Source organism: Liquorilactobacillus oeni DSM 19972, assembly GCF_001436275.1.
In the GTDB taxonomy this organism is placed as follows: domain Bacteria; phylum Bacillota; class Bacilli; order Lactobacillales; family Lactobacillaceae; genus Liquorilactobacillus; species Liquorilactobacillus oeni.
The window spans coordinates 142,673-154,995 of the sequence record NZ_AZEH01000034.1 but is presented as its reverse complement, the minus strand read 5'-3'; the positions used below and the strand labels follow the sequence as shown (position 1 = coordinate 154,995).

The 12,323-nt window shown below is 38.0% G+C and carries 8 protein-coding genes; 5 read left to right on the top strand and 3 right to left on the bottom strand.

Features of this window, described 5'->3' with window-relative positions:
- Nucleotides 1-482: 482 nt before the first annotated feature.
- The gene (locus FD46_RS04690) at nucleotides 483-1,415 is read right to left on the bottom strand and encodes a glycosyltransferase family 2 protein (RefSeq protein WP_057896020.1); all 933 of its coding nucleotides are present in this window, start codon (nucleotides 1,413-1,415) and stop codon (nucleotides 483-485) included.
- Between the two features lie 430 nt (nucleotides 1,416-1,845).
- Between FD46_RS04690 and adhE the strand changes: the two genes are divergently transcribed.
- The 4 genes from adhE to pepT all read left to right on the top strand — a co-directional run bounded on the left by adhE (nucleotide 1,846) and on the right by pepT (nucleotide 8,128).
- Nucleotides 1,846-4,536, top strand: a complete 2,691-nt coding sequence (gene adhE / locus FD46_RS04685; protein WP_057896019.1) for a bifunctional acetaldehyde-CoA/alcohol dehydrogenase — start codon at nucleotides 1,846-1,848, stop codon at nucleotides 4,534-4,536.
- A gap of 346 nt (nucleotides 4,537-4,882) precedes the next feature.
- Nucleotides 4,883-5,044, top strand: coding sequence for a hypothetical protein (locus FD46_RS10595; protein ID WP_235805571.1), 162 nt, complete (start codon nucleotides 4,883-4,885; stop codon nucleotides 5,042-5,044).
- Nucleotides 5,045-5,185: 141 nt separating this feature from the next.
- Complete coding sequence (locus FD46_RS04680) at nucleotides 5,186-6,832, top strand: peptide ABC transporter substrate-binding protein (protein ID WP_057896018.1); 1,647 nt, start codon at nucleotides 5,186-5,188, stop codon at nucleotides 6,830-6,832.
- Between the two features lie 15 nt (nucleotides 6,833-6,847).
- A complete protein-coding gene (pepT, locus tag FD46_RS04675; protein ID WP_057896017.1) occupies nucleotides 6,848-8,128 on the top strand; it encodes a peptidase T in 1,281 nt (426 codons plus the stop codon).
- A gap of 515 nt (nucleotides 8,129-8,643) precedes the next feature.
- Here the strand turns inward: pepT and FD46_RS04670 are convergent.
- Together FD46_RS04670 and FD46_RS04665 are read right to left on the bottom strand one after the other, a co-directional pair.
- On the bottom strand, nucleotides 8,644-9,825 hold the full coding sequence (locus tag FD46_RS04670; RefSeq protein ID WP_057896016.1) for an SAM-dependent methyltransferase: 1,182 nt from the start codon (nucleotides 9,823-9,825) through the stop codon (nucleotides 8,644-8,646).
- A gap of 207 nt (nucleotides 9,826-10,032) precedes the next feature.
- Entirely contained in the window at nucleotides 10,033-10,899 is an 867-nt protein-coding gene (locus FD46_RS04665; protein ID WP_057896015.1) for a LysR family transcriptional regulator, read from the bottom strand.
- A 109-nt stretch (nucleotides 10,900-11,008) separates the two neighbouring features.
- Between FD46_RS04665 and FD46_RS04660 the strand changes: the two genes are divergently transcribed.
- Nucleotides 11,009-12,034, top strand: coding sequence for a YeiH family protein (locus FD46_RS04660; protein ID WP_157047090.1), 1,026 nt, complete (start codon nucleotides 11,009-11,011; stop codon nucleotides 12,032-12,034).
- Nucleotides 12,035-12,323 lie beyond the last annotated feature (289 nt).

Here is a 12,323-nt window from a genome sequence, read left to right as displayed (position 1 = left end):
ATACATAGGGCTTATAGCCCTGGAGCAAACCACCCGTTAGACGGGTGGTTATGATTGGACTCTTGGGGCTGGGTCAAAAGTGAAATTTTAGCCTAGTTCCTCTACTTATTCCGGATAAACGTGATCCATAAGTCAGTCTTTTCCGTTTAACCACAAATTACTCATAGTCAAATTCGGACTATATTCGTAATTAGCAGTTAATGCTCAAAGCCTAACGACTATTGGCACACTCCCCTTTTTGTACAAAAAGCCCTGCCTCATAAAAGGCAGGGTCACAGTAGTGTCGTGCGAACAAAAAGCCAGTGTCGCCCCAGTCAAAGCTGAATAGCCCTTAGTTCTTTTTAAAGATAACATTAAAAGGGCTGCGCTACAAGTGCTTTCATTAGTTAGAAGGTATTTAAACTATAAGGTTTTTGAAAATAACCATAAATTCTTGTGTATATAAGACCATTCGAATATGCACTGTTTTGAATCAATAAAATTTATTGTAAACGTTTGTGTGTAAATTTTAGCCAGTTAAAAGACCACCATGCTTTTTGAACAGCACAAGATTTTTTTATCCTAAAACTAGTTTTAAAGTCGAAGAGTAAATAAAAGCCGAGTACTAAACATTTCAGATATTCCCATAGAAAAGCAGATTTAGGATAGTAAAGAGAATAATTGTTAAGCTTATTCCTGTAAAAGTATTTGTACATTTTAACTCGGTTTTCGTTTTCTTCTTTTCTGATTGATAATGCTTTGCAATTTTTGCGTTTATGAAGCACAATACTTTTCCCATTAAAGAAGGCAGGACCATAATTTTCAACCAGTCTCAGAGTGTATTCTGTATCGTCTCCCCAAATAAAGTAGCTTTTAAGTGGGTAACCAACGGCATCAATAGCTCTTTTTGAGATCAACAGAGAAACAAAAGTGGCTTGGCGAATACTTATCATTCCTTCTTTAAGGTACTGATACCAAAAAGAATAGCCGTTAGGTGCTTTATTGAGAGAAATTGTCGGGACATTCATGGGCTCGTTTTGAGGACCGAAGATTGAGCTTGCAATGTAGCTTACTTTTTCATTTTTAAGTATATTGCTGCCGTTCAGAAGTTCAGCAAGCGCATTCTTAGCCGGAATTGTGTCATCGTCCATTATCCAAACCCACTCGCAGTCGAAATTTTCATTAATAAACTTTAATCCTTCGTGAAAACCGCCAGCACCACCAATGTTAGCTGCTAATCTTTTATAGATCACAGTTTCAAAATTGCTGAACTTACCGCTTTCAAAAAGTTCGTTAGTTCCGTCTAAGCTATTATTATCAATAATAACTATTTTTTTTAAAGGAGCGCTTTGTTCTAAGAGACTAGACAGGCATTCGTTTAATAGTTTTTTGCGATTATAAGTAACAATTAAAGCCACTACAGCGTGCGTACTCATACAAGTTTCCAGCCTTTTCAATAATTTTATTATGGTATTTATTTTTTCGTTTAAGTTGATGTTGGATACTTTCCTTAATTAAACCTATCTTATTATAAAACAAATGGATGGTCGAACAAAGCTTTTTCGTAAAAGACAGCTGCAAGCGTATAAATACAAATTCAGCTGGATTCTCAAATGAGAAAATGGGCAAAATATCATAAATTTACTATATTATTTTATGTTATTAAATTCACAATATTGTGTTTTTTTGGTGTTTTTTAAAAATTTTTTCTATAATTTATCTTCTTATATCAGCACTTATAATAAAAAATTTTTTTTCGATTTAAGTGTTGAAATTCACAATACAAAGAGATATGATGTATTATAGAAATGCAAGTTAAATATTTCACAAACATTGTTGAAATAATTTAGTTAGGGAGGAATTTATATGACTGTTACTAAAACAGTAAAAAAGGCACTTTTACCTGAAGAAAAAGAAAAACGATATGAACACGCAGAGATTTATACCAATAAATTAGTTGAAAAAGCCCTTACAGCTGAACGGCTGTACGCAACTTATAGTCAGCAAAAAGTAGACAAAATCGTTGCTGCCGCAGCTTTGGCAGGCTCTGAAGCGGCATTAATGTTGGCACATGAAGCCGTTGATGAGACACAGCGCGGTGTGGTCGAAGATAAGGATACAAAAAATCGGTTTGCAACTGAAAACGTATACAATACTATTAAGGATGACAAAACGGTAGGAATTGTCGGCGAAGACAAGGTTTCCGGGAAAGTTGAAATTGCCGCTCCTTTGGGTGTTTTAGCTGGAATTGTTCCAACTACTAACCCGACTTCAACAGCTATGTTTAAAACACTGCTGGCACTTAAAACGCGAAATGCGATTATTTTTGCCTTTCATCCTCAGGCACAGAGATGTTCAGTACATGCTGCTAAAATTTTGTATGAGGCTGCAGTAGAAGCGGGTGCTCCTAAAGATATTGTCCAGTGGATTGAAACCCCTAGTTTAGAAAATACAACTGCATTGATCCACAATCCGAAAATTGCGTCTATTTTAGCAACAGGAGGACCCGGAATGGTCAATGCGGCATTGAAGTCTGGAAATCCGTCAATGGGAGTCGGAGCTGGAAACGGTGCAAGTTTTGTAGACCATACAGCAAATCTGGATCGTGCAGTAGAAGATCTGCTGTTATCTAAACGTTTTGATAATGGGATGATTTGTGCTACTGAAAATTCGGTTGTTGTAGAAGAAGCTGTGTATACTTCTTGGATGGAAAAGATGCTTGCCAAAGGAGCTTACCTAGTTCCTAAAAAAGATTATAAAAAAGTAGAAGACTTTGTTTTCAATGATCGTCATGGGGTCAACGGGCCAGTCGCAGGGAAACCTGCATCTTGGATTGCAGCTCAAGCAGGAATTGAGTTGCCGGCGGATAAGGATGTTTTACTATTCGAATTGAATCCAAAAAAAATTGGCGAAAAATTGTCTTCTGAAAAGCTTTCTCCGCTGCTGTCGGTTTATAAAGCAAAAGATCGTCAGGCTGGAATTGAGATCGTTTCTGCTCTGCTTAATTATCAAGGAGCCGGACATAATGCAGCGATTCAGATTGGTTCTCAAACGGATCCGTTTATTAATGAATATGCTGATAAAACAAAAGCCGCAAGGATCCTGGTTAACCAGCCGGATTCAATCGGTGGAATTGGTGACATCTACACTGATGCATTACGCCCGAGTTTGACATTAGGAACAGGATCATGGGGGAAGAATTCATTGTCACATAATTTATCAACAAAAGACCTTTTGAATGTTAAGACAGTTGCTAAAAGACGGAATCGACCTCAATGGGTACGCCTACCTGAGAAAATCTATTACGAAAAAAATGCAATCACGTATTTGCAGGATATGGTTGAGAATATCAAACGCGCCTTTATCGTTGCAGACCCAGGCATGGTACAGTTCGGATTTGTTGAAAAGATCTTTGATCAGTTGAACATGCGAAAGAAACCGGTCGAGACTTCAATGTATGGTACAGTTCGGCCTGATCCGACTCTTGGGCAAACTATTGAAATTGCTAAACAAATGGCCCAGTTTAAACCGGACACGGTAATTGCCATCGGAGGTGGGTCTGCGCTAGATGCAGCCAAAATCGCACGTTTTATTTATGAGTATTCATTAGAGCAGGAACCTGGATTCTTAGACAGCTATGAAAAAGTCAGTGAACTCTTTACGCGTCTGCAGCAGAAATTTATTGATATCCGAAAACGAATCGTGAAATTCCATCATCAACTTGAAACTCAATTAGTGACGATTCCCACAACTTCAGGAACTGGTTCGGAAGTAACTCCTTATGCAGTTATTACTGATGATCGTACACATGTTAAGTATCCATTAACGGACTATGAACTGACACCGCAAATTGCGCTTGTCGATCCAGAATTTGTTATGACAGTGCCTAAAAGAACAGTATCATGGTCTGGTTTAGATACACTGTCACATGCATTAGAGTCTTATGTTTCCGTGATGGCGTCAGATTTCACACGTCCTTGGTCGCTGCAAGCAATTAAACTGGTCTTTGAGAATCTGGAAGACTCGTATAAGTTTGATGCTGCGCACCCAACTGCCAGAGGTGAAAAAGCCCGCGAAAATATGCATTATGCTGCAACTCTAGCTGGAATGGCTTTTGCAAATGCATTTTTGGGAATCAATCATTCATTAGCACATAAAACCGGTGGGGAGTTTGGTTTGCCGCATGGGTTGGCAATCTCAATTGCAATGCAGCATGTCATTCATTTTAATGGAGTAGCTGGCAAGGTCAAAAGAACACCATTTCCACGTTATGAAGTCTACCGTGGGCAAAAAGATTACGCTGATATTGCGCGTTTCATCGGCTTGCAAAGCGGAAATGATGCGGAACTTGTTGACCAGCTTTGCCAAAAGATTGATCAATTAATGAAGTCGGTTGGTGTAACTCCCAAGTTATCAGCAAATGGGGTCACCAAGGAACATTTTGAACGTGCACTTGATAAACTGGTTGACCTAGTTTATAACGATCAGTGCACACCAGCTAATCCGCGTCAACCAAGTTTATCTGAAATTCGTCAGTTGCTGATTGATCAATACTAGAAATTGAAAGTAGTTTGAAAAATATTAATGCGCATATTACCAAAACAAAATGAGAAACTGGGTCAAAACATATGTTTTGACTCAGTTTTTTGTACTCTCTTGCAGTTTCCGTATTAGTGGATTTCAACAGTCAGCTTTTTCCACTTACCTACGAAGATAACTTGCAAAAGGCTGGGTTGAATCCAAAGCAATACGGGATTAAGCAAACTAAGACAAAGTGTTTTTGACTATTAATGTTTTGGTGATATTGTGCTATCCAGTATCAAGAAAGTTTTATAAGAGCTTGACAACGTTTCTTGGTATAGTGTAGGATTACTTTTAATAAATAAGACTTAACTTTGATAAGATGAGTAGCAACGAAAAACTATTTACAGAAAAACCGATAATGATGAGAACGGGAATAGGTAATAATTGTGAAGATGGTCTTGGAGTGGTTGAACAGCAAGTTTTGAACAAACTGTTCATGGGAGTGCCCATTACAGCATACAGGTATGGTAGTACCTTGTAAGGATAAGACTGTGAGGTCTTATTGAAATTGGGTGGCAACACGAAAGACAGCAATTATTTCGTCCCTCTTGAGCTTAGGCTCAGGAGGGATTTTTTTTATCTAAAATATAAAGTGCTTATTTAAAAAAGGGGGAAATTATTGATGAATAAGGTTTTTAAATTAGGGCTTGCGGTTTTAACACTGGGATCAGTTATCACTGCTTGCGGCAGTAAAAATAGCGCTGAAAGTAAGAACAGCGGCAAGTATGCAGCTGAACAGACTTTGAATTGGACTGAAAGTTCGCTGTTGGCAACAGCAGATCTTTCCAAAGCAACTGATACACTAAGCTTTAATACACTTTTGAACACACAAGAAGGGCTTTACCGTTTGGATAAAAATGGAGTGCCACAAAATGCACTGGCAACTAAAACAGTAGTTTCGGATGGCGGAAAGACTTATACTTTCGATTTGCGGAAAAATGCTAAATGGTCCAATGGTGAAAAAGTGACTGCTAAAGACTTTGTTTACTCATGGGAGCGGACGGTCAATCCTAAAACAGCTTCCCAAGACGCTTTTTATCTTTTTCAGGTTAAAAATGCTGAAGAGATAAATAACGGAAAGAAATCCCTGAATGATTTGGGAATAAAAGCACTTGGCAAATATAAGCTGCAAGTGCAGCTGACAAAACCAGTCAGCTATTTTAAAAAACTGTTAGCATGGCCGCTTTTCTTCCCGGTGAATAAAACAGCTGTTGATAAATTTGGAACAAAGTATGGTACTCAGGCACGTTACACTGTTTCAGACGGACCGTATAAGCTGACTAAATGGACGGGAACAAATAAGAAATGGACACTCGTTAAGAATAATGACTACTGGGATACTAAAAATGTTCATCTAAAGAAAATAAATGAACTGGTAACGGAAAGTACAACAACCAGTTATGATTTATATTCTGGCAAGAAGGTTGATGAAACACTGTTAAGTGGACAGCAAGTAAAGAATAATACCAATAATAAGGACTTTGTTAAAAGGTTGCCAACAGCTACTACCAGACTTGATCTGAATCAAAATAAAGTTGCGGCTTTTAAGAACTTAAATATCCGTAAAGCAATTTCTCTGGCAATAGATCGCAAAGCATTAACTCAAAATGTGCTTCAAGATGGTTCAGTCAGTCTTAAAGGATTTGTTCCTTCAGGGATGGGAAATAATCCAAAAACAAAACAGGCTTTTAATGATGAAGCTTATGTAAAGGAAGCAACTTCATATAATTTAACAAGGGCTAAGAAACTGCTCCAGCAAGGTTATAAAGAAACGGGAACACATGACTTGAAATTTACAATTTTAACGGCAGATACTGACAGCAGCAAGCAGGCTGTTGAATACCTCCAAAGTGCATTGGCTAAATTACCCGGAGTTTCAGTGCAGGTTTCAACGATACCCTTTGTACAGTTAATTGCTAAACAAAGTGCCGGTAATTATGATGCCTCCGTTAAAACGTGGCAGTCAGTTTTTGCTGATCCGATTAATTTTTTGGATGTTTACGAAAGCAATTCTTCATACAACACTGCCGGCTGGAAAAACAATGACTTTGATAAACTTCTTGAAGAGGCTGAAAATACGTATGGTAACCAGCCTGAAAAACGTTGGGCAAAACTGGTTGCTGCTGAAAAAGTGTTAATGGAGCAGCAAGGAACAATTCCTTTGTATCAAGTTGCAAAATCACAACTTTTACGTTCAAATGTTAAGAATGTAGTTTATAATCCTGCAGGTGTGCCCTATGACTGGAAAAATACTTATATTGCAAACTAAGTGAGGAAGTAAAAAATGTTAGGTGAAAATTACTCGGATTTTATCGAACAGGCCTTTATTAAATATGCAAAAATTAATACGAGATCCGATGAAAATAGTACTAGTATCCCGACCACAAAGGGCCAGGTTAGATTAGCAAAGCTTATTGCTGCAGATTTAAAGAAGTTAGGGCTTAAAAATGTTGTTTATGATGATAAAGACGGTTATGTGGTCGCCAGTCTGCCTGCCAATGCGCCAGGTGACATTGCACCGATAGGCTTCATTGCACATTTGGACACTGCTGATTTTACTGCTGAAAATGTTCATCCTGAAGTTCATCCAAACTATGATGGCAAGGATGTTTTACTGAATGAAGCAGCTGGAATTGTCATGCGTGTCAGTGAATTTCCAAATTTAAAAAATTATCGTGGTCAAAGGCTGATTACAAGTGACGGAACCACATTGCTCGGTGTTGATGATAAGGCAGGAATTGCAGCAGCCATCACAGCATTGAAGTATTTTTTAGAGCATCCCCATATTAAGCATGGAGCCGTGAGCGTTGCCTTTGGACCAGATGAAGAAATCGGATTAGGAGCAAAACGCTTTGACATCAGCAAATTTAACGTGAAGTTTGCTTATACTTTAGATAATGGTCTGCCAGGTCAATTGGAAAATGAAACCTTCAATGCAGCTCAAGCTAAAATTGTTATTAAAGGTACAGCTGTCCATCCTGGAAATGCTTATGGTTTGATGACAAATGCGATTATGCTTGCCAACCGGCTAGTAGCGCAGCTGCCAAGTGACCAAGTTCCTGAACTAAGCAAGGGAAAAGAAGGTTTTTTCTTGGTAACAGAATTTTCAGCTACTGTTTCTGAAGCTAAGCTGAACATTATTATCAGGGATTTTGATAAAGAAAAATTTCTTAGCAAAAAGAAACTTTTACAACGGATTGTTAATCAGTTAAATAGCAAATTTGCGCAATCGCGGATTGATTTGACAATGAATGATCAGTATTACAATATTGATGAAGCAATCCAGCAGCATCCTTACATTACTGATTTGATAATAGGAACATATAAAAAGCTTGGATTAAAAACGCTGGTACATCCTTTTCGTGGTGGAACAGATGGGAATGCGCTAACACAAAAAGGGATTCCTACACCTAATCTTTTTAACGGTGGTGAAAATTTTCATGGACCGTATGAATTTGTAACGACAGAAGCAATGCTCTTGACTAGCAAAACAATAGTGGCTATTTTGAGCGAACATTATCGCAATAGCCAGTTAACGGTTTCTAAAGCAGACCAGCGGCAATAAAAATACGTAAGGAAAATCAGGATTTTTTGAGCATTGTTAGAATTATAAACATAAGCTGCTTCAGTCATGGGTAATTTTTAGTAAATAAAAAACTAATTATTGAAGTACATTAATGAGCATATTGCAGATTAAAATAAGGGGGGCTGGGTCAAAACTTATGTTTTGGCTCAGTTTTTTTGGACTCTTTTGCAATTTTGTATCAACGTGTTTCAATAGTCAGTCTTTTCCGCTTAACCACAAATTACTCATAGTCAAATTCGGACTATATTCGTAATTAGCAGTTAATGCTCAAAACCTAGCGACTATTGGCACACTCCCTTTTTATCACGGATTCTAAGTTCCAAGGACTATGTGCGATCTTAGCTTCATTTTCAGTATAAATAAAAAAATCCAGTCCGCAGGGCTGAATTAATAAAGTACTACATTAATCAGTTCCTTGAACTAGATCTAATCTTAGCTTGTTTTATTTACTCAATAAGTAGCCTACTCTTTACTTTTGCGAGATAAAACAGCTATTATTTCTCAAGTTGATAAATATACTTTCTTGTCATAGGAAGACCGGTTCCACTGGGAGCTTTAGTCAGCAAATATTGCATTACGTCAATGTTTCCGGCTTCAAAAGAGGCTGCGCAAGCTTGAAGATAAAGTGACCACATTCTTGAAAATGGTTCACCATATTCTTTTTTGACTTGAGGAATGACCCTCGTATAGTTTTTATACCAGATTTCAAGTGTTTTTTGATAATGTCTACGCAGGGGCTCCAAATCAGAAAGTTGAAGGTCTGCTTTCATAATATGGGTTAGATTTTCGGCAACCGTTGGAATATATCCGCCCGGAAAGATGTATTTGTTCATGAAAGGATCAACGCCGGCACCTTGATGCTGTCCGGTAATTCCGTGAATTAGGGCACGACCATTTGGTACAAGAACTTTTTGTACTTTTTTGAAGTAGAGTTCAAGGTTTTCCTTACCGACATGTTCGAACATTCCTACTGAAGTAACATAGTCATAATGTTTCTTAATTTCACGATAATCTGTCAGCAGAACAGTGACCTTTCCTTCTAAACCTTTTTCTTTGATTTTTTGCTGTGTATACCGATACTGCTCTTCACTAAGCGTAACGCCGGTCGCTTCTAATCCGAATTCTTCTGCAGCTACAAAAAGAAGTGTTCCCCAGCCGCTGCCGATATCCAGTAACTTTTTTCCAGGTTCTGGTTTTAATTTGTTTAGGATATGGTGTACTTTGTTGAGTTGTGCTTGATCCAATGAATCATCAGCATGTTCAAAATATGCGCAGGAATAAATCATTGTTTTCCCTAGCCAAAGTTGATAGAAATCATTGCCGATATCATAGTGGCTTTGCACATCATGCTCACTTTCCTTTTCTGAATGAGAAATTTTAGGAAGGTGTTTTAAGAATGGATTATTGGTTAAAAAACTTCCAGCCTGACGGTAGGCAGATGCAATCAGCTCCTGCAGGTTTCCCGTAATTTCAATTTCACCATTCATATAGGCCTCACCCAAGACAAGTGTGGGTTGTGACGTCATTGCCCGCAGCGGGATCTCTTTTTTTAAAGAGACTTTAACTTCTGGTATCCCTGTACCATAGGTTTCTGTTTTACCATCCCAATATGTAACTGCAACCGGGATATCAAACGCTCTGCTTAGTAATTGCCGGTACAATGTTTTTTCTAACATAGAAAAAATCCTCCTTTAAAACTGATAGCACTAATTTTTGGAAAAGTTCTGCTTTTATAATTGAAAAATAAATTAGTGGGCTAAACACTTTCATTATAAAACAATAAAAAAAAGTTTGAAAACAATAAATTTTAAGCAAATATAAGTTTTTTGCTGAGTACGAATAGCACAAATATAGATTTCTAATGGTCTAAAGACTGGTTATTGTTAATACAACCAGCGTTCATAACTTTTTTTAAAGTAGCTTCCTTTAGGATAAACAAGATAGAGATCATGCGTAGTTTGGGCATTTGTCAGGTTAAGCTCAACCAGCTCACCATTGTTGAGCTGGGTGGTTATGAGGGAGTGGTATAGAAAACTTACCCCGACATTTTGCAGCAGCAGTTGACGAATCAAAACGGGTTCTGAGACTGTAATAAGCTGATCAAAATCATGCAGACTGATGTTTTCTGCGTAGGCAAGGCTTGTTAAAATTTCGCGTGAACCTGACCCGGATTCCCTGACTATCAAAGGGACGTGCAAAAGTTCTTCCCAAGTCAGATTTTTTCTTCTTGCAAGGGGATGATATTTAGAGACTACTGCGCTGAAGGGTTCAGAGCGGATAACTTGATAATCAAACTTATTTTTATCAAAATTTCCTTCAATTAAAGCAAATTGGCTTCGCCCCTTTCTTATTGCAGTGAGTGATTGTTGAGTATTGCCTACAAGACAGTTTATATTTACAAATTCACTATTTAGCGACATTTTTTTGATCATTTCCGGAACTAGAAATTCGCTCAAAGAAAGTGTGGCACTGAAGGTTATTTTTTTTGCTTTTTTAGGAGTCTGCAATTGCTGCAATAGTTGTTTTGCCTGCACGCTTGTTTTCTGCAAAAAATCAGCTAATTGGTATCCAGCTGAGGTAATCGTTAAATGTGGTCTATGATATTCAACTAATTTTAATCCCAGTTCTTTTTCCAAATGTTGAATTTGCTGGGATACAGCCGGTTGTGTAACAAATAACTGCTGTGCTGTTTTAGTGTATGACAAGGTTTGGGTCAAAACTAAAAAAGTTAAGTAGGGTTGATTAAGCATAATTTTTATCCTTTACATAAGTAATTTTTATTTTTAAATAATAAACTATTATTTTAAGTAATGCAAAGCGGCGGGTATACTTTAACTATTGCATAGAGGAGGTTACATTGTGTCGATATTTAGAAAAAGAGGATTTTGGTTTTCAGCAGGGCTCACATTAATTTGTGCTCTGTTGGGATCTTTTTTAGCTCAACTACCCTACCTTTCACTTGTAGGGGCGTTGGTACTTGCTTTACTGTTGGGAATGTTGCTGCAGGTCAGCCCTGGCTTAGTTGATGCTGCTCAGGATGGAACAGGTTTTATTTCAAATAAATTTTTGCGTGCCGGTATTATTTTACTGGGGTTTAAGTTGAATTTAATTCAGTTGGCGCAAGCAGGAGTCAAATCAATTTTGCTGGCAATCTGTATTGTAGCAGGGATGCTTGCACTGACATACTGGATTGCACGCCGTTTAGGAGTAGAAAGAGAGCTCGCTATTCTTACGGCCACTGGTTCAAGTATTTGCGGTGCAGCAGCTATTATGGGCGTTTCACCTCAGATCAAAGTTTCAGAAGAAAAAAAGGAAAGACAAAAGGAAAATGAAGTTTTAGCTGTCGCGATTGTTTGTATACTGGGAACGATCTTCACTTTGATTGAAATTGGTTTAAAGCCTTTAATACATATGACACCGGTACAGTTTGGCGTACTGACAGGCGGTTCATTGCATGAAATTGCGCATGCTGTTGCCGCTGGAAGCGCAGGAGGACCGGTAAGCTTAGACACAGCGATCATCACTAAGCTTTCACGTGTACTGCTGTTGGCTCCTGCTGCAGTGTTGATTGGTATCTGGTATCAGAAAAAAACTAGTGTACAGTCTGCTAATGCAGCTTCCAAGACAAAGCTACCGATTCCATGGTTCATGGCAGGTTTTATCTTGACTAGTGTTTTGGGGACTTTCCTTCCATTTTCAACGGCATTACTGGCTGGCCTTGTTAAACTAGCTTATATCCTTTTAGGGATGGCAATGGCTGCGCTGGGGATGAGTGTCAATTTTAAAGTGATTGTGAAACGTGGTAAGAATGCCTTTTTAGCTGCATTTATCTCTTCTTGTATTTTGATGATAGCAGTAATGTTAGTTAGTAAGACTTTTTTTTAGCAGAGGTCAGGCAGAAGTTAGGTCTCTTTGACTATAAGTACTTGGTCCGGCTTGGCTGCTGAAGTGCGTTAATATGGATAATACAGAAGAGACTGGGCCAAAACTTATGTTTTGACTCAGTTTTTTGTACGCTCTTACAGTTTCTATATTAACGTGTTTCAATAGTCAGCCTGTTCCCACGTAGCCACGAATCGCTCAAATCTTAACAACTGTTGGCGCGTTCCCTATTGTGACATAAAAAATATTTAAAGATAAGAAAAGAAAACGTTATTACACAAGAGATGCTATA